This window comes from Pseudomonas sp. GG8, from assembly GCF_052976945.1.
The window spans coordinates 4,214,730-4,235,995 of the sequence record NZ_JBRIIP010000001.1; the positions used below are offsets into that span (position 1 = coordinate 4,214,730).

Annotated in this window: 18 protein-coding genes; 2 read left to right on the forward strand and 16 right to left on the reverse strand. The window is 56.9% G+C overall.

Translation table 11 applies throughout. The features are described from left to right. Window positions 1-13: 13 nt before the first annotated feature. From ACVBEG_RS20310 to ACVBEG_RS20320, 3 genes are all read right to left on the reverse strand, one after another. Window positions 14-2,125: a molybdopterin oxidoreductase family protein gene (locus ACVBEG_RS20310; protein ID WP_322181434.1), complete on the reverse strand. Its 2,112-nt coding sequence runs from the start codon at window positions 2,123-2,125 to the stop codon at window positions 14-16. Window positions 2,126-2,289: 164 nt separating this feature from the next. Next, on the reverse strand, window positions 2,290-2,580 hold the full coding sequence (locus ACVBEG_RS20315; RefSeq protein WP_322181436.1) for a hypothetical protein: 291 nt from the start codon (window positions 2,578-2,580) through the stop codon (window positions 2,290-2,292). Between the two features lie 373 nt (window positions 2,581-2,953). Further along, window positions 2,954-3,253, reverse strand: a complete 300-nt coding sequence (locus ACVBEG_RS20320; RefSeq protein WP_447108242.1) for a hypothetical protein — start codon at window positions 3,251-3,253, stop codon at window positions 2,954-2,956. Between the two features lie 92 nt (window positions 3,254-3,345). On the opposite strand from ACVBEG_RS20320, the gene ACVBEG_RS20325 reads away from it, so the two are divergent. Further along, complete coding sequence (locus ACVBEG_RS20325; RefSeq protein ID WP_447108243.1) at window positions 3,346-4,020, forward strand: SOS response-associated peptidase family protein; 675 nt, start codon at window positions 3,346-3,348, stop codon at window positions 4,018-4,020. 507 nt (window positions 4,021-4,527) lie between these two features. On the opposite strand, the gene ACVBEG_RS20330 is transcribed toward ACVBEG_RS20325, so the two are convergent. The 10 genes from ACVBEG_RS20330 to ACVBEG_RS20375 all read right to left on the reverse strand — a co-directional run bounded on the left by ACVBEG_RS20330 (window position 4,528) and on the right by ACVBEG_RS20375 (window position 12,744). Continuing rightward, window positions 4,528-4,917: a DUF1353 domain-containing protein gene (locus ACVBEG_RS20330; protein ID WP_447108244.1), complete on the reverse strand. Its 390-nt coding sequence runs from the start codon at window positions 4,915-4,917 to the stop codon at window positions 4,528-4,530. Then, complete coding sequence (locus ACVBEG_RS20335) at window positions 4,914-5,297, reverse strand: DUF4376 domain-containing protein (protein WP_447108245.1); 384 nt, start codon at window positions 5,295-5,297, stop codon at window positions 4,914-4,916. Before ACVBEG_RS20335 ends, ACVBEG_RS20330 begins: the two co-directional genes overlap by 4 nt. Beyond that, the gene (locus ACVBEG_RS20340; RefSeq protein ID WP_447108246.1) at window positions 5,294-5,623 is read right to left on the reverse strand and encodes a hypothetical protein; all 330 of its coding nucleotides are present in this window, start codon (window positions 5,621-5,623) and stop codon (window positions 5,294-5,296) included. The genes ACVBEG_RS20335 and ACVBEG_RS20340 overlap by 4 nt, the downstream gene beginning before the upstream one ends. Next, window positions 5,623-6,459, reverse strand: coding sequence for a pyocin knob domain-containing protein (locus tag ACVBEG_RS20345; protein ID WP_447108247.1), 837 nt, complete (start codon window positions 6,457-6,459; stop codon window positions 5,623-5,625). Before ACVBEG_RS20345 ends, ACVBEG_RS20340 begins: the two co-directional genes overlap by 1 nt. Window positions 6,460-6,660: 201 nt before the next feature. Then, entirely contained in the window at window positions 6,661-7,176 is a 516-nt protein-coding gene (locus ACVBEG_RS20350) for a hypothetical protein (RefSeq protein WP_447108248.1), read from the reverse strand. Window positions 7,177-7,182: 6 nt separating this feature from the next. Continuing rightward, on the reverse strand, window positions 7,183-7,770 hold the full coding sequence (locus ACVBEG_RS20355) for a hypothetical protein (RefSeq protein WP_447108249.1): 588 nt from the start codon (window positions 7,768-7,770) through the stop codon (window positions 7,183-7,185). Then, window positions 7,767-8,381, reverse strand: a complete 615-nt coding sequence (locus ACVBEG_RS20360) for a hypothetical protein (protein ID WP_447108250.1) — start codon at window positions 8,379-8,381, stop codon at window positions 7,767-7,769. The genes ACVBEG_RS20355 and ACVBEG_RS20360 overlap by 4 nt, the downstream gene beginning before the upstream one ends. An 89-nt stretch (window positions 8,382-8,470) precedes the next feature. Then, window positions 8,471-8,968 (reverse strand): DUF4124 domain-containing protein, encoded by a 498-nt coding sequence (locus ACVBEG_RS20365; RefSeq protein WP_447108251.1) that lies wholly within the window; start codon window positions 8,966-8,968, stop codon window positions 8,471-8,473. Window positions 8,969-9,016: 48 nt separating this feature from the next. Continuing rightward, window positions 9,017-9,244, reverse strand: a complete 228-nt coding sequence (locus ACVBEG_RS20370) for a hypothetical protein (RefSeq protein ID WP_447108252.1) — start codon at window positions 9,242-9,244, stop codon at window positions 9,017-9,019. Window positions 9,245-9,276: 32 nt separating this feature from the next. After that, a complete protein-coding gene (locus ACVBEG_RS20375; protein WP_447108253.1) occupies window positions 9,277-12,744 on the reverse strand; it encodes a lytic transglycosylase in 3,468 nt (1,155 codons plus the stop codon). A 266-nt stretch (window positions 12,745-13,010) separates the two neighbouring features. Between ACVBEG_RS20375 and ACVBEG_RS20380 the strand changes: the two genes are divergently transcribed. After that, window positions 13,011-14,173 (forward strand): IS3 family transposase gene (locus ACVBEG_RS20380; protein ID WP_447107390.1). Its coding sequence is split into 2 segments (ribosomal slippage): window positions 13,011-13,266 and window positions 13,266-14,173, totalling 1,164 coding nucleotides; the frame shifts between segments, so codons are not numbered across the junction. A gap of 619 nt (window positions 14,174-14,792) precedes the next feature. Here ACVBEG_RS20380 and ACVBEG_RS20385 read toward each other — a convergent pair. The 3 genes from ACVBEG_RS20385 to ACVBEG_RS20395 are packed head-to-tail and all read right to left on the reverse strand — an operon-like array spanning window position 14,793 to window position 21,140. Beyond that, complete coding sequence (locus tag ACVBEG_RS20385) at window positions 14,793-18,479, reverse strand: hypothetical protein (RefSeq protein ID WP_447108254.1); 3,687 nt, start codon at window positions 18,477-18,479, stop codon at window positions 14,793-14,795. A 1-nt stretch (window position 18,480) separates the two neighbouring features. Further along, window positions 18,481-19,020: a DUF4123 domain-containing protein gene (locus ACVBEG_RS20390; RefSeq protein ID WP_447108255.1), complete on the reverse strand. Its 540-nt coding sequence runs from the start codon at window positions 19,018-19,020 to the stop codon at window positions 18,481-18,483. Then, complete coding sequence (locus tag ACVBEG_RS20395; protein ID WP_447108256.1) at window positions 19,017-21,140, reverse strand: type VI secretion system Vgr family protein; 2,124 nt, start codon at window positions 21,138-21,140, stop codon at window positions 19,017-19,019. Before ACVBEG_RS20395 ends, ACVBEG_RS20390 begins: the two co-directional genes overlap by 4 nt. Between the last annotated feature and the right edge of the window lie 126 nt (window positions 21,141-21,266).

Consider the following 21,266-nt stretch of genomic DNA (forward strand, 5'->3'; position numbering starts at 1 on the left):
GCCGACGGGTTACTTACGCCGCCGCCACGTGCACCGGCACCCCGTTCAGTACGGCGTTACCTGACAATGCGTCCAGTTGGTGCTCATCAGTCAGGTCGTTGGCGCTGACGCCCGGCTGCTTGCTGGCGATGCTCATGTGCACCCCAGGGCGCGCATGGCCCCACCCATGAGGCAGGCTCACCACCCCCGGCATCATCTCGACGCTGCCCAGGACTTGCACCTCGACCACCCCGACCCGCGAACTGACCCGAACCCATTGCCCGTCAGTCAGCCCGCGGCTGGACAGATCATCCGGGTGCATCAGTAACTGATGACGCGGCTTGCCTTTCACCAACCGGTGATAATTATGCATCCATGAGTTATTACTGCGCACATGACGACGGCCAATCAGCAGCAGCGCTCCTGCTTGTTGAGGCGCCTGCATTGCAGAGAACCGCGCCAGATCGGCAAGGATCACGGCAGGTGCCGCCTGAATCCGCTGATTGGCCGTTTTCAGACGCGGCTGAAGGTTGGGTTTGAGTGCCCCCAGATCCAGTCCATGCGGATGATCGCGCAACGTCTCCAACGAGAGTTTGTGTTCAGTCGCATCGCCGTACAAGCCGGCGCGCAAACCCAGGTCAATCATGCGTGCTGGCGGTATTGTCGGTTTCAGCTCGCGCCCGGCCTTTGCGGAAAATGCCTGGGCCAGGCCGACGAAAATCTCCCAATCGTGCAACGCGCCTTGCGGCTTTTCGAGAATCGCACGATTGAATCGTGTGACATTGCGCACCGCAAACATATTGAACGTGGTGTCGTAATGATCGTTTTCCAGCGCAGAAGTCGACGGCAGAATCAGGTCGGCATAGCGCGTGGTTTCGTTGATGTACAGGTCAATGCTGAGCATGAACTCCAGACCATCCAGCGCCTGCTCCAGCTTGCGCCCGTTAGGGGTCGAGAGCACCGGATTGCCCGCAACCGTGATCAGCGCACGGACCTGCCCTTCCCCTTCGCTCAATATTTCTTCAGCCAAGGCAGAAACCGGTAGCTCGCCCGCGTATTCCGGCAGACCCGAAACCCGGCTCTGCCAGCGATTGAAATGCCCGCCCGAGGTCGAGCTGACCAGATCCACTGCGGGCTCCGTACACAGCGCCCCACCGACACGGTCCAGGTTGCCGGTGACCAGATTGATCAGTTGCACCAGCCAATGGCAAAGCGTGCCGAAGGACTGCGTGGAAATCCCCATCCGCCCATAGCACACCGCTTTGTCGGCACGGGAAAAGTCACGCGCCAGCTGGCGAATCTGTTCAGCAGGTATTCCACAACGCGGGCTCATGGCTTCAGCGCTCAGGTGGTCGATGGCCTGCCGCACCTCATCCAGCCCATCTACCGGCAGATGACTGTCGCGCGTCAGGCACTCGTCGAACAGGGTGTTGAGCATGCCAAACAACAGCGCGGCATCCCCACCGGGCTGCACGAATATATGTTGATCGGCAATCGCTGCCGTTTCGCTGCGACGAGGATCAACCACCACCACCTTGCCGCCTCGTGCCTGAATCGCCTTAAGGCGCTTTTCAACGTCGGGGACGGTCATGATGCTGCCATTCGACGCCAGCGGGTTGCCGCCAAGAATCAGCATGAAGTCGGTGTGATCAATGTCGGGTATGGGCAGCAACAAACCGTGTCCATACATCAAATGGCTGCTCAAATGATGAGGCAGCTGATCTACGGACGTCGCAGAAAATCGATTGCGGGTTTTCAGCAACCCCAGGAAATAGTTGCTGTGGGTCATCAGCCCGTAGTTGTGCACGCTAGGGTTGCCTTGATAGACCGCCACCGCATTTTGCCCATGACGCTGTTGCAGGGCGAACAGACGGTCTGCGACCAGGTCAAACGCCGCTTGCCATTCGATGGGCTGCCACTCGCTGCCCACTCGGAGCATCGGCTGGCGCAGACGGTCAGGATCGTTCTGGATATCTTGCAGCGCCACCGCCTTGGGGCAGATGTGCCCCCGACTGAAGCTGTCCAGAGCATCGCCCTTGATCGACGTAATCCGCACCCCGGCACCCTCTTGGGTCGTGGTCTCGATGGTCAGCCCGCAAATGGCTTCACACAGGTGGCAGGCACGGTGGTGGAGGGTCTTGGTCATTGCCAGCCTCATTTTGTTTTGGGCCACCTTACGGCAGCGGAAACAAAACTATGGCGGTTGAGGGGCGAGTACGCCAGAGGGGTTCGTCTTGTGAATCGGGGGGCATCAAGCGGGCCGATACGGCCCGTGCAGGTGTGCCGATGCGCGTCAGTTGATCAGCAGCATCAGGCTATCGGAGTGACTGACTTGTGCTGCATTTGCAACTCATCGACGGTTTCGATCTGCTCCTGAGCGACGTGAACGCCGGTCAGTTCGCCGATCAGGCGCCAATGATCATCAAGGCCGACGCTGATGGTCGCCATGCGATCAATCATGCGCCGCCCCGCCGACCGGGTAATCTCATCATTGCTGCGCAGCAACTCGAATGACATGGACGTTATCGACGCGGTGAGGTGCGTCAAAGTACGTGCCGTCAGTCCGAGTAATTCCGTAAGCTGCTGTTCTTTAGAATCCATTCCTCATAGCTCCTGTGATGAGCAATTGCCATTTATACCTCAGCCTCGACATTTATGAAATGGTCAGCCAGCCTGCTCAAGGCCGGGGCAGACAGTAATGTTATGGAACTGTTACGTGATCGACATTAATTGCCAAGGTCTTGGACCCCAGTGTACAAATGCTTCAGTCTTTCCAGAAGTCAGCGCGCTATTGGCAATACGCGACATTTGCTTATAACGGAATGTGCGGGAAATACAGGGGATTGAGCCATTTAAGCTGTTTCTCAAACCCCTGTATTTACGCTGAATTCCCTGCTCTCGCCTGAGCAATCCGCAAAGATTGGCCCAAGAATTGGCCCAACCTTCCCCGGCGTCCTGCCGACCAAACACAATCTCAATCACGCGACTTGCAATACCACGACTGCGCATAAAGGCAGCCATCTATCTCTTCCATGCCACTCAGCACAAATCCACCGGTAGCCATTCCTGAAAGCCTGGCATCGAGCAGCGGGTTAATTGGCTCAGGCCCAACTGGATTAAGCTTCCGCACCGTGGCTATCTCTGAATTCCTGTTCAGCGCTTCGCACTGAGCTGATTGAACATAGATGTCGCCCTCCAGTGGAGCGATTGCATGAATTTCAGTCCAAGGCAAAGCGGCTCCGCGCCGCCTCATCTGCCGAATCAAAAAGTACATGGCGCAACCCTATAGCTGTTTATCCATACAGTTAACTTTCATCTAGACTCAACGTCAATTGGAAGCATGGAAAACTCGACGGAGGGCTGGCCATGTGCGGAAGACTTTCCCAGTACCACGGCATTCACGACTTTGTAGAGGCGTTGAGCATGCCGAACCCCGTGGTCAATAACGTGGGTGATCAGCCTCTTGGACGCTACAACGTCGCACCCGCGACCCTGGTCGCCCTACTCCACCAGGAAGGCGAAGTGCTGCGAGCCGACCTGGTGCGATGGGGGTGGCGTCCGCACTGGGCAACGGACAAGCCTGCACCGATCAACGCCCGCGCAGAGAAAGTCGCCCACGGACCTTTCTTTCGGGCGGCCTGGCCACACCGCGCCATCACGCCGATCGACAACTGGTTCGAGTGGGTCTATGAAGGTGGACCGAAGAAACAACCCTATTTGATTCGGCGCCGAGACGGTGCTCCGATCCTGTGCGCATCCATCGGACAATTCCCCTCCGAGGAGCTGCGCGAGGATGACGGCTTTGTGATAATTACTGCAGACAGCGAAGGGGGAATGGTGGATGTGCATGACCGTAGACCGGTCGTACTGTCGCCAGAGCTGGCAAGGGAATGGCTTGACCCAGCGACACCCAGGGATCGCGCAGAGCAGATAGTGCTGCAGCAGGGAGAGCCAGCTGAAACCTTTGAGTGGTTCAAGGTGCTGACTGCCGTGGGGAATGTGCGGAATCAGGGGGTAGAGCTGATCGTGCCTGCTACATGACGGGCTATTTAAGTGAAGTCTAGTAGCAGAGGTTTTTGATTAATGGTATTTTCCGCCACCGCGAAGGTTCAGAACGGTACGAGCTATTACTCGAGCCGCTTACGATCCAGTTGGGTTGCTGTCACCGTTCCACGCTGGAAAAAACCGGGCAACCGGAAATTGGAAAATAGACAGCATTAGTCTGAATCTCCCCGCCAACTGCTACATGAGACTGGGAGAACAGCTAGGGAGGAATGCCCATGGGTATTACCAATCAGGCTGGTTCAGCAGCTTTAATCGGACGCCTAACGGCGTTCTGCGGCGTAGTCAAGGTGCTCTGCACTAGTGGACTCGACCCGGTAACCGCTGTTGTACTTGGCCTTATCGTCGCAGTCGTTTTAACGAAGATTTAAAGTTAGGCTGCCAAGTGCGTGCGCAACTTGGCGGTCGAACCTTATGCCCTCAGGCAAACATTGATCACATATTGCTGCAGCATCTTCAAGGTTGCTTAGTCGGCAATAATCCTAGCTAGCGCCCGGGCATCGCTGAGAATTTGTTATATTTCGATGCTCCGCCGATGCGGACACCAGCCCAAAACAGCCAGGCCCGCCAGGCTGCGACACCTTCCGCACGCAGCGCCCGGTAAAGCACGGCATCAGCCTGTTCCCTGGTCACTTTGCCCGTCGTGTAGAGCCAGTCATGCACCGTTGCCGCGTAGTTCCCGTAACCGGCGATGAGGGCAAACAGAGGGAACAGGAAAACATTGTGCAGTACGAGGATACTGGCGAAGTCCGTCTGAAACCCACAGGGTACGATTATGGTGCCAATCTCATCATCCGTGAGCGCAAGATAGGCCAGCAGCGTGTGATTGAACTTACCGACCTGTTTGGTTTTCAGGGTGGTGAGGAATTTGCTCACACTGGCCACCCTTCTTCCAGCATTGCATCAGTGTATGTGCCTGCAGAGACTGCTGCGGAAAGAACACCTTCTCGGTTAAAACAAGACTGGACGTGTGCTCTAACTGCCTGCCCGACGGCCTTCGTTACATCAGGCTGCAACTGTACCCAACCATCTGAGGTTTTCCAGTTACACACGTAAGTAGGGTCTAGCAAAGTTTCAACTACAGCCCCTGTGATTAACCCCTGGCTAGTGCGGTCCGTGTTAATGGACATACCGTTTAGGGTGATGCCTCGTGTTTCCGCAGTGAATCGTCGGGATGCAATATCTGCCTTGGTAGCGGCTAGCGCAGTCGCGCTCTTGTCCGACGCGGTATTGAGTTTGCTCCAGTCGATACTCATGCAGGCACCTCAGTTTGAACTTCAATGATTGGTAATGGCTGCGGGAATACGACGGGGCCGTCTGGCACATTAGTCAGATCAACAGGGAATGCCTGCTCCTGACTGAAATTAACAGGAAGCGGGAGCAGGAGCGTCAACGTTAGTTCACCGCCGGTGTTATCTACGTCTCCGACAAACCACTCTGACTGGATTGCCGAACGAGGAAGAGTGTCACCATCTTTCATTTGAGAGAAGTCGAATGTAACGTCGTTGATGGTAAGAATGTTGCCCATCTTAACCACTGAGAGAGTGTCATCGTTGCGACTAGGCGAAAGTTTAATACGCATTAGAACCATCTCCCGATAGCAGTGTATCGACCGTTTGCTATATTTTGGGCGGAAGCACCATTTCTATACATTTCTGCGTATGTGGATAGACCAATGCTGTTGGTATAGTTATACCCATAAACATCAGACGATACAGTGGGGGTGCTTCTTATGTGCACGGCATAACCCATATTGGCGAAAGTAGCTGGGAAAGTTATTGTTGGGCATTGGGTGTAGCTGTTGGCGGGAACTGAAAAATCCGCAACCGCCCCTTCACAAATTAGCAGTCCCGAAGCAAACTTAGTGTAGGTGCCATTAGAGTTGGTGCCTGTTTCAATAATAGCGCCAGTGGGCACGCCACCTGATTGCGATACAGTTCCGACTGCTGTTTTTATAGTGAAGACAATGGTCCAAGTAGACCAAGTAGTCACATCACCGTATCGTCTTCTAGTAAAGATAGTGTCAGACGAATGGTAGTAGAGAGTTTGGGTTATCTGACTAGATGCTAAACCTACCGTAAGAATGGAAAACTGGTCGGCTATAGGTATGTTAGCGGCTGTTCCGCCGCCAGAATACCATCCATTTGCAAGCGCAGAGTTAGCATCAGTAATTACTTGTGGGGCGACGTTATTACCGCCAGCTAATAGACCACCTGCCCCTACAGCTAACAAGCTACCAGCCGTTGTATCGGTCACGCTCGTCTGCTTTACCAAACCTAGCGCCAACTGGGCCGCCAATTGAGACGTCCCCCCCGTCCCTCCCTGCGAAACCGGAACTGTATCTGCAGAACTAAACTCAGCAATGGACCCAGAGCCAGAGCCATTGTCGACGAGTTTAAGGGGGATCTTGTCAGCCATTGATTGCCACCGATACTGCGAGAATTGTGCCGCTCTGCTGAGTAGCAGCGACGGTATAAGCGGTAGCGTTCACAGCGACCTTGAGCATCGCGGACGACTGCTGAATCACTGGCAGATAGCATGGAACTCCAGCGAGAGCGTCGCCCGCTGGTAGTTGGCGCGTACGGCCCCCAAACCTAACCAGAGGGCGACGGACTGCCATTACAGCGTGACCGTGTCGTACTCAACGGTGGCTAGCTCGGTAGCCGACTTCGCCAGGCCGAGGTACTGGTCCAACTTGCCAGTGTCTGCAACCGGATCAAGCGCCGCCGTGAGTACGCCGCCTGCCAACCCAAGCCAGTAGTCGCCACCAGCGACGAGCCCAGTCAGCCCAGCGTTCACAGTGTTGAGCCGGTACGCGGTACCAGTGCCCGCCGATGCGACCGCCGTGTTCACATAACCATGGGCCGGCCGGCCGTTGCTGTTGTCTGCCAGGCGCATCGACAGAACTCCAGCGTTGCTCCACAGGTTCACGAACTTGCCCGCGCCGATTGCTTCGGATGCAGGAACCGAAACCGAGTTAGCGCCGATACCAGTGGGCATCATGCTGGTGTCGATCTTACCCGTAGCGTCCAGCGCGGGGATCTTGCCTGCGTCCGCGGCTCCAACCGAGGTCTGGATACCGAAAATCTGTTTTGTGCGCCCAGCAACCCGAGCGAGGAAGCCTTGTCCAGCCATGCGTTGTTACTCCAGTTCGATTGGGTCTTGAAGGTTGATAGTGATGCGAGTTGCGGAAGTCGCCGAGCCGATCAACAGGTCGTAACCATTGGCCGGGGCAATCTGTGTAAGCGACCCATCGGCACCAAGCCAGATTCGGCCAGGCGTCCATGACCAGCCCGAGTCATCGATGATGCCGCTGCGCTGAACATTGAGTAGCTGGCCTGAGCCTCCCGCCGTGAGGGTTATTCCAAGCAGAAGGTTGATGTGTCCAGCATCTCGGTAATCCAGCATGAACACCTGGCCACCAAGTTCGTAAACAGCCAGCAATGCGCTTAGCGTTTCACCCGCTGTGCGCTGAACAGTTGAGCCGCCGGCAGGACCGGGAATACCGATACCTGGGGCGCCGCGCTGGCCGGCTAGGATTACTGCGGCGCCGTTGTCGCGCGAGACGTGCACGCAATAGCCGGGCGGCTTCGATATCGCTACCCGCAAACCTTTCGCGATAAACGCGGCCTGTTGCTGATCGCGGACGATCATGGTCACCACCACGCCCTGGTTCTTGGCGATAAACGCCTCTCCCCGTCGCGGCTGGATGACCAGGGTGCTTTTCACTGGGTGACCTCATCCGAAACCGTCACGGCGCTGATTGCCGCGATCGCGTAGACCTCGCCAGTCGGTGTGATTGCTTCGAAGTCGTAAACGCCTTTGCTCCAGGTGAGCAGCTGAGTGGCATCCGCCGACAACTTAGGAATGAAGGCGCTTAGCGCGGTATCGATCTGGATTGTGCCTGCAGGTAAGGTTGCGGGGTCTGAATCGAGCTTGAGCAGCACATCGCCGCCCACCCGGGTCTTGATCCACATCCTTGCCTTGTAACCTGTGAGGTCGACAGGCTTTCGGAACACGGCCAAGCCGCCGGACGTATAGGTCTTCCAGCAGGTCGCGTTTACCGTGTTGAGCTCAATGGTGTTGGCGTCGACAAACTTTGCGAAGTAATACGGCTCATCACCGTCCGGGTCGCTGTTGAGCTCTTCCGGGGCTTTTACGCAATCAATCCGAATCGGCCAGCCGTCAGGGATATTGTGAGCAGTGATCGTGAGCCGCACCGGCGCCAGGCTGGTCATGGCTACAATCGGCAAATAAACCAGTTCGTCTTCAGCATAGCGGTAAGCAAACTCGAAAGTCTTACCTTTGACGATGGTGATGTCGACGACGGGGGCGCCCATGGAAATCTCCTGCGATTTCCTGTGAGCGTATGTGACTGGATTTGCGGGGCAAGGGTAAAATCCCTGCAATAGCGGGATATAGATTCAGATTAGTCGCAGGAAATGTTTCTGTCTTCATAGCCCGAGGCCCGACAATCGAAGTGAGTCTTGGGTGGCGGCTGGTATTGCGGCTCTTGCTGAATGATTATGATGGGGGCAGGCTGCTCTATACCAGCGGCTATCCTTGCCTGTTTTTCTGCCTTGGCTTTAGCGATAGCTTCGCGCTTCTGCTTGGCGAGACCCATCGAACTAGTGCTATCTGGAACGATGACCAGATGACTAGACTCGTGATAAGTCATGCCAGATTTGGAGCGCATTATGTCGGCAGCTCGCAAATTTCGATCTACTGACGTGGCGCCATCATTGCCGGACGATGCGTTTCCGGCATTTGATGCAGCCTCTTGATAGGTAGAGTCTCCCTCCCATGTGGGGCATGGAATTGAGGCGAAGCTAACCTTACCGTTCTGGCCTACGCACTTATAGACAGTGCCAGCATCCGCTATGGATACGCCAGATAGGGCGAGTAGCAAAACCGCGAACCGAATCACATTAACCTCCTTGTATGCAAGCTACTACCGATCAGCCTTGGCGAAGTCTCAACGATAAGGCCTTACAGACCCTTCGATAATCCAGACGACGGCGGCGCCGAGCAGGTAGAGCACGAATGGAGGGATGAGCGAGGACATTAAAATATCACCCGTCGGAACTCTAGAGTTCTGGACGATTAGAAAGTACAGAATAAAGGCAATCCAAAGGATGGACGTAACCACCCATGCCCGGCGAAAGCCGTGACGGTAAGCGAATTTGATTTTGACGTTCTGCATGGTGCCCCCTATGCGAGGCACCATCATAATCCCTACCGCTTGACAGTGGTAGCGGGTGTTTCTGCAGATTGCGTCAGATAGGCAAGCGGCCCTACAGCGGCAACTCGGGCTGTAGTAGGCGCACTTAGATTGGAAACCCACTTCTGATACACGGTAGTGCGCATTAGCTGCTTTTCTCTGGCGACCACGTTTGCCTTGGCCTTGCCACCTGCGTTCGCTACAGCCCTGAACATGTCTTGAAATTCAGGAGACGCGAGCATCTTCGTGGCAGCCTCTTTGGCCGGTATTTTTTGCTTAGAAAGCATTGTAAACAACACCCCCGCCGTCCCCGCTCCAGGCAGCCCAAGGTGCGTTGTTATGCCCTCTGCAGCGCCCGCCTTTACTCCGAAATCAAGCAGCTTGCCGAGCATTCCCCTCTCCGGCGATGCGTCGGCCAAAACCGTTCCGACCAGACCTGTTTTGCTTTTAGCCTCCGCCGCCAGCGAAACGCCCTTCGATACAGTGGCGAGATTTTTTAGAGTCTCCCGCGCTGCCGGATCAAAGTGGCTCAGAAATCTTTTCATTGATGCATCGTTCCGAGAAAGACTTTCCCAGAAATTAGAAAACCCGGTGGCTGAAAACTTGCCAGTACTTTTGGTACCGCTGGAAAAGGCCTGGTTGAGAGCGGTAGCTGCAGCAGCTCCGCGTAAGTGCTCAGGGATTTTCTCCATAACCGAGTCGAATTTCGAAAAGTTGCCCTTCTTTAGTTGTTCCACTGAACTGCTTAAGTCATTGGAAATCGCGCCCTTAAGATCCTCTCCTAAAAGGTCTGTGAGGTTGCTGTGAGCGAGCTTTCGCTTTGCATCGAGTGCTCTCGCTTCCTGGAACGTGTCGCCTACGCCGTGAGCGTCGGCCACTTTCTGCTGATCAGACAGTAGAGCGCCGTGGAGTCTGGCAAGTTGATCGTTTTCGGGGTCGGCAAGCGGACTGGTGCGCAACTTTGACTCAATGCTGCCTCGCAACTGATCAAGCGACTTGTAGCTTGGCGTCCTCAGCGTTCCGTCCGGGGTTTTTCCGGTCACGGTATCCAGCAGGCCTTGCGATCTGGCGGCAAGGCTATCCAGTTTCTGAGCAGCGTCTGGATGCAGCAATTGGTCAAGGCGCGCTTTTGCGGCCGCATTTTTACTCAAGTTTGAGTACCAAGACGTTAGGGCAGGTATATCTAGCCCCCTCCCTTTTCCGCCGGAGAAGGTATCGCCGATGGCCGTCATTAGGGCCTGCTGCTTCATTCCGTCCGGGATGTTGCCGATTGTTTGATCGAAATCCTTGAAGTCGCCAGTGGCAAGCTTCTTCATTGCCGAACCAAGCTTGACCGCGACCGATCCACCGAGGCCTTTGCCTGTATTCTCGCTAAGGCCATCCTCAAGGTTTTTGCGCTGAACAATAAGGGCTCTGGCGTTCGTATAGTCCTCGCCCGCTCCGGCAGCGTTGACTACGCGCTGCTGGTCGTCACTAACCACGGCATATAGCTTTTTGAGCAGACCTTGGTTGGCATCTTTAAAGTCGCCTTGCTTGCTAAGTCCGCTGCCAATATCTTTGCGAAGGTCGTCAATGCGCCCATAGGTTGAGTTCTTGATACGCGTTGTAGTGTTGCTCAGTGACGACAATGCTTCGGGCGAGTTTGGGTCGATCCTGGCGGAAACCCTCCTCGGCGTTACAGCCATCAGTAGTTTTTTCTCAAGATTGGTTAGCTTGTCTGATCCGCCCAACTCCTTGATTCTGCCCTGCAAAAACCCATAGGTGGCATCGGATGGGACCTCGGTGTCTGGCGGAAGCGCCGCCCTTACTTTGCTGTAGAGTGCGGTTGATTCCGCCTCAAGCGCCTCTCCTGCCGCTTTGGTATGTTGCGTGTACTGATCAGAGAACTTTGCATTATCCAGCGAGCCGCCGAAATCGGTTACTAAGCTGTTGGCGTCGTCGGATAGAGTATTGGCCGTATCAGCGTATCTCGCGGGAACTTTAAGGCCTGCTATCGCCTGCAGAGGCTTGCCCTGGTCCGGATCCGCACTAAGTAGCTTGTAGGCTCGCTGCTCTGGCGCAGACAGCAAAGACACGTCGCCATTCAGGTTGGCTAGCTTCTCATTCAGATGAGCAAGTGCGGTATCGGCTGGCGCCGGCGTATTCTCTGGAACGGCTGCGCCAACTCTGCCGTAGAGATCATCAGAGCCCTTCTCCAGCCCCTTGATCGCAGCAAGACTCTGGTTACGGAAATCGTCAGAAAACGCGCTTTTATCAACTGACCCGCCAAAATCGCCAATCAACTTATCTGCATGGTCGGACAGGTTCTGGTAGACCAGATTCTGCTCTGTGTTAAGTACGCTTCCGGGAACCGATGCTAAGCCTTGGTTTATTTCTCGGAATGCCTGGTTGTTCGAATACTGTCCGGGAGTGAGCTGGCCTTCGATCCCGAGCTTATCCCAGGCATCAAGGACTTCCTTGTTTGGGTCTGCTTGATTAGCCAGATTAGTCAGCGCTTGATCGGTGTCGCGGGCTTTTGCGTCGGAAGCCGTGACGATAGATTGCGCGATGTTTTGCTGGTTTGCCTCTTCAGGCTGTCCGGCAAGCCTGGCGGATGCAGTTGCAGGATTTTCTCCTGACGCTACTGCCGCATCATAATCGGAACGAAGCGCGCCAGCCTGGGCCTGCTTGGCTGCCGTGGAGTTTCGAACGGCGTTACCAATGGCGCCAACTCCCCGAGCCACAAGTTCGCCACCTACTCCTCCGGCGCCAGCAAGTGCAACGTCAGCCGGATCGAATGTGCCGCCTGCCGCAGCCTGAGCTGCCTGCGACCCTGCCTCTGTCAGAGCGGTTGCTCCGCCTACTGCTGCCGCGCCTTTGAGAATCCCTCCACCCACCAGTCCAGCGGCGCCGCCAGCAGGCGCAAAAAGACCGGCCGCCGCCGCCAGCTGCATACCATCCAGACCCGACAAGCCAGGCTTGTTGATGACTGCTCGCGCGCCCGTCTTGTTGTTGGCAGCCAACCAGTTACCTTTTTCATCCTGCTGGATGCCGATATCCGGCGATGCAGCGCTTAAAATCTTGCCAGCCTCTTGAGGGTCGAGAGTTGTTAGCAGGGTGGCGCTGATCTGCGCTGCTTTGGCTGGCGTTATATTGGTGCCCTTGAAGAGTCCGGAGTTTTGTAGTTCCGGGAGTTCATTGGTCGCTCGCGTCTCCCGATCTGCGCCCGTGAAGAAATTCCCAACCTGCTTGAGCAGTCCAGGCTCGGCCGCTTGAGTCGCAGGGGCGGCGGGCGCTGAAATTGGTGCTGCGACCGGAGATTGGTATTTGCTCCACGGACCTGTAGGGGTGGCGTCTGGTGTCACCTGGGTAGGCGCAGGCGCGCTGGCGACTGCCTGAGGAGGAGTCTGTCCGACCGGTGACGCCACGATAGCGGGTGTCTGGTCGGGCGCAGGGGCTGTCGCGAGTGCGGCGCTTTGGTATTTTTCCCATGGGCCGGCCATCACTGAGTCCTCCATGATTTAGGGCTGGAAGGGTCGCCGCCAAGAAAGATATGCCCGTCTTCAACCGTTCCTATTGCAGGTCCGGCCTGAGTAACCCTGTCTCGCGCAGCTTGCAACGTCGTCCGGACTTCGTGTAATGACTTGCGAAAGGCGTCCTCGCTCATCTTGGTCGACAGTGCGCCTACGGACGCTGAGAGCTTCGTGTAGTGGTCTAATGAAACCGGACACCCATTTAGGCGAGAATGCTCGCCAGATCGAGGTGTCAAATGACCAAACAACGCCGTACCTTTTCTGCTGAATTCAAACGCGAGGCTGCCGACCTCGTGCTCAAACAAGACTACAGCTACATCGAAGCCAGCCGTTCACTCGGCGTCGGCGAGTCGGCACTACGCCGCTGGGTCACGCAGGTTCAGCAGGAGCGCCAAGGCGTTACCCCGCAGAGCAAAGCGCTGACACCGGAACAGCAAAAAATCCAGGAGCTTGAAGCCCGGATCGCCCGCCTTGAACGGGAAAAATCGATATTAAAAAAGGCTACCGCGCTCTTGATGTCGGAAGATCACGAGCGTACGCGCTGATCACTCAGCTGAGCGTCCATGAGCCGGTTGATTGGCTGTGTAAAGTGTTTGAAATCAACCGCTCAAGCTACTACGCCCACCGTCTCAAGCGCCGAACGCCTGATGTCGAACGGCTTCGATTGCGCAGCCGAGTGAGCGAGTTGTTTTCACAAAGTCGCAGTGCTGCGGGCAGCCGTAGCATCCTCACCTTGATGCGTGACGATGGTGAGCAACTCGGCCGGTTCAAAGTGCGCAGCTTGATGCGTGAGCTTGACCTCGTGAGCAAACAGCCAGGTTCACATGCCTACAAACGAGCGACGGTTGAACGGTTAGATATTCCGAACATCTTGAATCGGGAGTTCGATGTCCCGGCACCCAACCAGGTGTGGTGCGGCGACATCACCTACATTTGGGCCCAGGGGAAATGGCACTATCTGGCTGTCGTGCTGGATCTTTGCGCACGCCGAGTGGTGGGCTGGGCGTTGTCAGAAAAGCCGGACGCCGATCTGGTTATCAAGGCGCTGGATATGGCTTACGAGCAACGAGGAAGGCCTCAGGGCCTGCTGTTTCACTCGGATCAAGGGTCGCAGTATGCGAGTCGTTTATTTCGCCAGCGTCTGTGGCGTTATCGAATACGCCAGAGCATGAGTCGCCGGGGAAATTGCTGGGACAACGCGCCAATGGAGCGCGTGTTCCGCAGCTTGAAAACTGAATGGATACCGACTCTGGGTTACAGAACCGCCCAAGAAGCCCAGCGTGATATCAGCCTTTTCTTGATGCATCGGTACAACTGGATTCGACCCCATCAATTCAACGGTGGGATGGCGCCAGCTCGGGCCGAAGAAAAACTTAACGTCGTGTCCGGGATTAGTTGACCACTACAGTTGTTGTAATCGAACAGCGTGACAAGGCCCGTGCGACGGTTGATTTCCCAGATCGGGCCTCGGGAGGGTTTGACCCAGAGGTGGGGGAAGTAACGGATGACTAGAGCGCCCAAGGCCCAGCAAAATAGAGGAGCACCAATCCATATGGCGAGTATTGGAAGTAAGTCTATTGTTGTTTTTTGCCACGGCTCATCCAACGCAAAAAGCATAAGGAAGTACGTCATAGTTGACACTACAATCGCTAGGTAGAATAAAGCCTTTCCACCCCCCGTCAGATAAATCCAAAAGTGAGACCGTTTGGACCATAAGGCCAACCTGAAGTGCTCATGGTCTTCTCGGTGATGAAAGTCCACGTGCTCGTATGGGGCTGGAACGTAAGTGCCCAGTACCCGTTTCTCTTCCCTCTCATTTAATAAAAATTCTTGGCGACGGAGGGTGCCTGGTTTTCTTCCGGTCATGAGGCTGTCAGGGGCAACCTCTCGCGTCATGCCCCAAGGCAGACGCACCTTGGCAAAACGTCGAATCCACGAACGCTCTGCCGAAGGCGGTTGTGTGGGGATCTGATCAGAGCGATAGGCTGTAGGCGCGTAGTAAGACGAGTTCATGGTAGTCAGTCGTCGCTCACCGCTTGATGGGTGATTTCGTCGGCCCAGAACAGTTTTTCGCCTTTTTCAAAATTAGGTTTGACGTGGGCCGGACCGAACAGAGTCGGATCTTTCGGTGGTGGAGCGGGGAATACCCAGGTGCGGTTGCCATCGTTAAATGACAATTGAACACGGACCAGCCAGCGATATATCTCGGCGGGGCGGTTTTTTGAGGGTTCCGCGGGCTGGTTGCGTGGCAACGTGACAAATAACTCCATGCCATTGGGTATTGAACGATAGGCGACAGGCTTCTCTCGGGTGAGCGAATTGCGCTCGTGACTCCATTCATGGCGCAACGTGTAATGCGCTTCCGTCAGCTGCTGCCTGCATTCAACCAGGGTACTGAGTTCCTGACTCAGCAACCCCGGCAGATTGCTTTCGATAACGATGCAGGTGTTGGCCTCCCGCACGTCGAAGGGCACCGGACTTCCGTCATTGATTTTGGGGGCGAACTCGTGGTCCGGATTAGGGCGCGAGCTGATGCGGATATCGGCAAACAGGCTGACCAGATAATAGAAGGCCTGCTGGGGATCTTGCAGGTGTGGGATCCGCTCACTGCCGGGACCGAAGGGACCCGCATTGAGCCAGTCCTTGATGGGCGCGGAACTCAGCCAGTAAACGATGCCCGCGCCGACGCTGATCAATACCAGGCTAATCCAGCCTGCCGGGCCCAAGCCGAGGAAGGTGCTACCGCCGACCATCAGGGTGCCTGCGATGCTGGTCAGGCCGCCTGCGGCCATCAGCAGATGGCCCCACATGGCATCGTCTCCCCATTGATAGGCGTGCCAGGCGTCATAGAGGTTGAGGCCAACAAAGATTGCCCCAGCGAATGCTAGGGCGACCAAACGCCCCGTAAATTCCGTTAAGAAATGCTTACTCAACGGACCTAGAACTCGCTCCGCGTAGGCTTCAGAAATAGTGAATAGCGTTGTGCGAGATGCCGCTAGAACGGACTGGCTGCCCGCCAACTTTACAGTCAGTGCTTCCATCGCAATAAGCAGATCGACAACTGCGCCTCCGACACCGAAAACCGCCCTGATCGTACTTTTTTCCCTCTGAGTTTTCCGGACCGCCGCCAACTCACTCCTCAAATTCCACAACTCCAACATCCCCACCGCCGCCGCAAACGGCGTCGAGTTCAGCGCCCGATACATCCACTCGCTCTGCAATGCGTTCCGGCTCTTCACCGCATCCTGTATGGCCGTTCCCTTGGTGGTGACCTGCTCGGTCATATTCAGTTGCCACGCCGCATTGACCCGTTGGTTCACGCCGCTGATCAGTCGCGACATCCGATGATCGCGGGGCATGGCGATGACGACGGTATTGGCTCGTAGATCGCCTCCGGTGCGGTAATGGTCCTGGCCAACCTTCGACGACCCGGAGGGGCCTCGATAGTCGAGGTGAGGCCGTCGCAGGCGTTCTGACATCTCCGGCAAGTCGGTCAGGCCGAATACGTAGTAGTTCTTGTTTCTCGCCTCTTGGTGGCGCATGAAGTGTGCATCGCCAAAGGCCCCCGGCAGCATGCTGCGCAGTTGCGCCAAGGCCCGCTGACGTTGGCGCATGTTCAGCGCCGGGGCTGGGCGTTCGGCGCCAGGGACCGGAATGTGTTGGGTTGCGTTTAGCGCCTGTTCCGCCACATCCACCGAGCCTTGCAGGTTTTCGTGGAAGCTGATCAAGGTCGCCGCGACGACTTTCAGGGTGCCGGTCAGGGTGTTGTTGAGGCTGCCGCTGTCCAGCAAACCCGCCAGCAAATGGGCGTCGAGCGTATTGAGTTGCCTGGCATCGACGGCGTCGCTGCTGACGGCCCCAAGCAGCGCGTTCGGCCGAAACAGGCCATTGCCGTCATTGATGTCGGCGACCGCGGGCTGAACATAGGGCGCCTCCATATCTTGCTGTGCGAGGTCGGGCCACAGCATCCGATGCAACGCATGCCCTTCTTCATTGGCCATTCGGCTGATCAGTTGTTGCCCGGCACTGGCCTTAGTTTTGTAAAGGCTGATGCCGGTCACCGCGTCAGTGACATCGCCGTTGGCCGCAAAGGGGTCCATTTGCGCGGGGGTCATGGCGAGGCTAGCGAACAACCGACTAACGAAGTGCATGGCGGCGACGTAGTCGAAGCCGTCGAGGCTCAGGTGATCGGCCAGGGTTTGCTCGGTTTCCGGTTGCTGCAGGGCGTCGCTCAACAGCACCTGACTCATGTCCAGCTGGCGCCAGAGTTGCGCTCGTTCGCCTGTAGCGGTGAAGCGGTTGATGTCGATCCGGCCCTGCTCCTTGAGCTTCTCCATACTCTGGTACAACGGATTTTTCTGCCCACCCACGGTCTGCGGCACGATCAATTGTTGCACCAGCAGCGCGCTGGCGTGATGGGTGTAATGGCTGGCGCGCTGGGCGCACAGGTTCAGCAACTGTTGCTGGTCGTGAATCCGCGTCTGTACGTGACGCAGACGATAGTGCGCGTCGTGCAACAGCACGCCGTACAGCTCGCGTTTGCGCGCACGTTGCAGCACATCAGTGGTGGCCGGCTGCTCTTGCCAGAACTCATCGGCGATCTGGGTTTCGGGATCGCACACCTGTTCCAGCCAATGGGCCCAGGCGCCGGTTTCCACGGAGGTTGGCTGATAGGCCACTTCGCCCTTTTCACAGCGAACCACATGCTGGCGAGCTGCGCTCAAGGCAATGGCCGGGAACTGCCCGCTCAGGTCGCACAGGTAACGGCCCGGCTGGTCGAGCAGCCATTCGTAACCGGGTTGGCGGGCGCGTTGTGCGGCGACCAGGCTGACCGGGAAGGCGTGCTGCTTGAGGTTAAGCCAGGCAACATGCGCCGCGCCCGCCGCAGACTGGTTGGCCGCGTCATAGGCGTCGAATGCGCTGAACGCGTCGAGCATTGCCACGCCGTCCGGTTTGTCGAGGAATACGCGTTTGAACTTATCTCGCGAACTGCGCAAGTCCGGGCTCTGGCAGCGTTGTGCGCGCGCTTTCGGGTCTTGCTCAAGACGTCGCAAGCGCGGCCCGCTGAGCTGCACCTCGCTGAAACAGAGCTGCGGCGACACCTGCTGATCGTTCCAGCTGGACGGCAACCAGATGTCGTCCAGCGCCTGCCCGGTCGCCAGTCGGGGGCCCTCCTCAATCTCGTCGCCCATGCGATAACGGTTGAGGTCGATGTCGTGATACGTGGTCTGCTCGTCTGCGACCCGCACCTCCAGCTCGCGCCACAGCCGGTCGCCCAAAAAGACATAAATGAACCCTGCACGGCACAACACCGGCGTGCCGTGATCGTGGGCACTGTTGGCACCGGGCAACGCAACAAAGGGCACCACCGGCACGATCTGATTCCACTGCGCGTCGAACTGGCGCAGGGTGATCGCGACCTCGGGCAAGAGCAGGCGAATGGGACTGCCTTCGACCGAGTCGATCTCCAGCCACAGGCGGTGAGTGTAGTGATCCTTCCAGCTCCAGACGTGCAGGGCGCTGTCCACAAAGTAGGGCTTTTTCAGCGTTTCAGGCTTGTCTTCGGCAGTCAGGGTGTCCAGGCGTTTTCCGGCGTGGTCATAAAACGCCAGGCGCTGACTGGCCGGATGTTGGTTGCCGGTGACCTGTACGATCAATTTATTGATTTCGCAGCATGGGCCACGGCCGAGCTTGCTCTGGGCCATGTCAGGACTCCTGTCCGTTCGCAATGTACTGATCAAGGGCCAGGCTTTGTTCCGCGCTAAGCACCAAGAGGTGGTTGGAGGTGCTGGGAAGCCAGGTGTCGGCGTGAGGGCTGTCCAGGCTTTGCCATCCGGTTTCACGCGACGCATGCCAGTTCAAACGGCTGATCGGGCCGAGCCAGAGGTTGAGGTTTTCATCGGTGCAGGCGGGGAAAAAGCACTCGGCAACGGCCGGACTCCAATAATGCAGCATGCCTTTGCGGGTCTGTTTGAAGCGAATAATCAGCAGATGCCGCAGGTGTTCAAGTACCGCTTCGGCGCTGTGTTCACTCTCTATCACCAATCCCGGCCAGTGGGTGGGTGCTTCCTTGATCGCCTGTAGCAGTGTCCCGTCGCTGTCGTCTTTCACCAACAACGGGCTGAACTGCGAATAGATCATCAATTCAGTTGAATCAAACAGGCGTACAAAATCTGGACGACCCATCTGCCGGAAAAGAGAAGGCAGCAAATGGTCGGTGTGTTCCAAGAGCATCCAGGTTGTCATGAGCGAGCTCCCGGACTCATAGCCTCGCGGCAACCGCAGTCCTCAAGTGGGCAATCCATGGGTGTACTGCCTTCTGGCATTTGGCACATTTCGACAATGGGCTCACCGCCAAGGAACTGCTGTTGGAACGTGGGGCTGGGTGGCAACACGCCAACCTCAAGTGCTTGAGTACTCCCCGGCGCCAACGGCATCGCTGGCGTGCCCGGTAGTGGTGCGCCGCCTAACAGAATGGGTGTACTGCTGAAAATACCAGCCGGGCTAAGGACGATATGTTGGCCTCCGGCGCTCAGCGTCAGACCCAGGCCGGCGTTGATGACGATATCGTTACCGGCAATGTGCACTTCTTGCCCGGCCTCCATCACCAATACCTGACCCACACGGGTGTGGCTGCTGCCTGCCACCTGCAGGTGATCGCCCGCCAGCAACTGAACCTTGCGCTCGCCGGTGAGGGTCCGGTGTTCCTCACTTTTGAGTACCGAGGTGCTGTTGCCCTTGATGGTTTCCAGGCGCTGACCGCCAATTTCAGTCCGGCTGTCGTTCTGGATCAGCTGTTCCATGTCGCGCTGGGCGCGCAGGTAGACCCGTTCAGCCCCGCTCTTGTCGTCAAAATGAACTTCGTTGAAACCGGTACTTGCACTGGAACTCCGGCTGCGAAAGATGCTTTTGGTCTTGTTTTCAGGCAGTCCGTACGCAACGGGGTTCAGGTTATTGGGCAAACAGCCGACGATAACCGGCCTGTCGGCGTCCCCTTCCAAGTAGGAAACCAGCACCTCCATGCCCACCCGGGGAACGGTGACGGCGCCATACCCATCGCCTGCCCAACTGGACGCAACCCGCACCCAGCAACTGGTTGTTTCATCGTCCTGTTCGCTGCGGTCCCAGTGGAATTTGACTTTGACCCGACCGAATGTGTCGCAGTAGATCTCTTCATTCACAGGGCCGGTGACCCTGGCGGTCTGGGTGCTGTGGATTCGCGGTTTCGGGTGCTCCAGCGCCGGACGAAACTGGACCGCTTCCGCAATGGCGGTGAAGGTGTTGCGGTACCCCTGAACGATGCGCCCGTCTTCAACCGGGCTGCTGTCGGCCAGTTCTTCGAGGACCTGCGGCTGTCTTGCTTCATGCTGTACAAAAACCAGCACCCAGTGGGTTTTGGGGTCGTAATCCGGCACCAGGTGCACGCGCGATCCACTGCGTAAAAGCGGCGCATCACTCTCACCATCCGCCAGGCGAAACCCGGTTTGATGGCGCTCAAGCGCACGCTTGGATAAAACGTCACCGCGCCTTTTTTCTTCGAAAATCCCGGGGTAGACGTAATCCTCCAGGTAGGGACCGTATTTGGGGACCTCGCCGCTCTCCCATTGCGCCTGGGTTCGCGCAGGATTTTGCAGGCTTTGCAACGGGATATGGGTCTGTTTGAAGTCATGGTCGCGCAGGGCGACATGATTGGTTTGGGCGGTAAGACGTACGCCAAAGGCCTTGACCACCGGACCTTCTGCCACCAGGCCGCTGGCCGGTTTGAACGGCAACACCTGCGGAGATTGCTGCGGGAATCGGGTTTCATCGTCGGCAAAGATCAGGCAATGACTGTCTGGCGTGTGCTCAAACCGATAGAAAATCCCCTCTTCTTCGCATAACCGGCTGAGAAAGTGCAGGTCCGACTCGTCGTACTGCACGCAGTAGTCGCGCGGCGCCACGCTCCCCGTGATGCGGTCGAACGATGCATCGGTGCCCTTCAGCATGCGATGCCCTTTCAGCACCTCAAGAATGATCTCCGGCACGGTCATTTTCTGGAACGAACGGCGATGGCTCGAATGTTCCAGAAAAGCCAGATAAGGCGCCAGCACCAGATGGTAATGGGTGAACGCCCCGCCTGTTTTGCCTTTGCGGATCGCATAAATATGACCGTGCACCCCCTGCCCTTGCGCCCCGAATCTCAGGTAGGCCGCTTTATGCAGCAAGCCGTCCAACGCGTGGGATGAGCGCCTGCTCACCAGTTCGATGTTGATTTCATAGGGTCGGCTCAGCGCCTCGGTCCCGTGAAAACTCAACACCTGCAAGTCAGTTTGCTGCTGCCCGTTGATGTCCAGAGAGAGCTTCGGAGTAAGGCCGGGATGAGACATGCGCGCATCTTCGTGTTGGAAGGGGCACGCAGTGTCATTGACGATGTATGTCTACACAGCCAGCCAGCGCCGTTGGATCATGTAGGACTGTTCCGGTAACCGCGCAGGGTCGTACTGACGTACTCC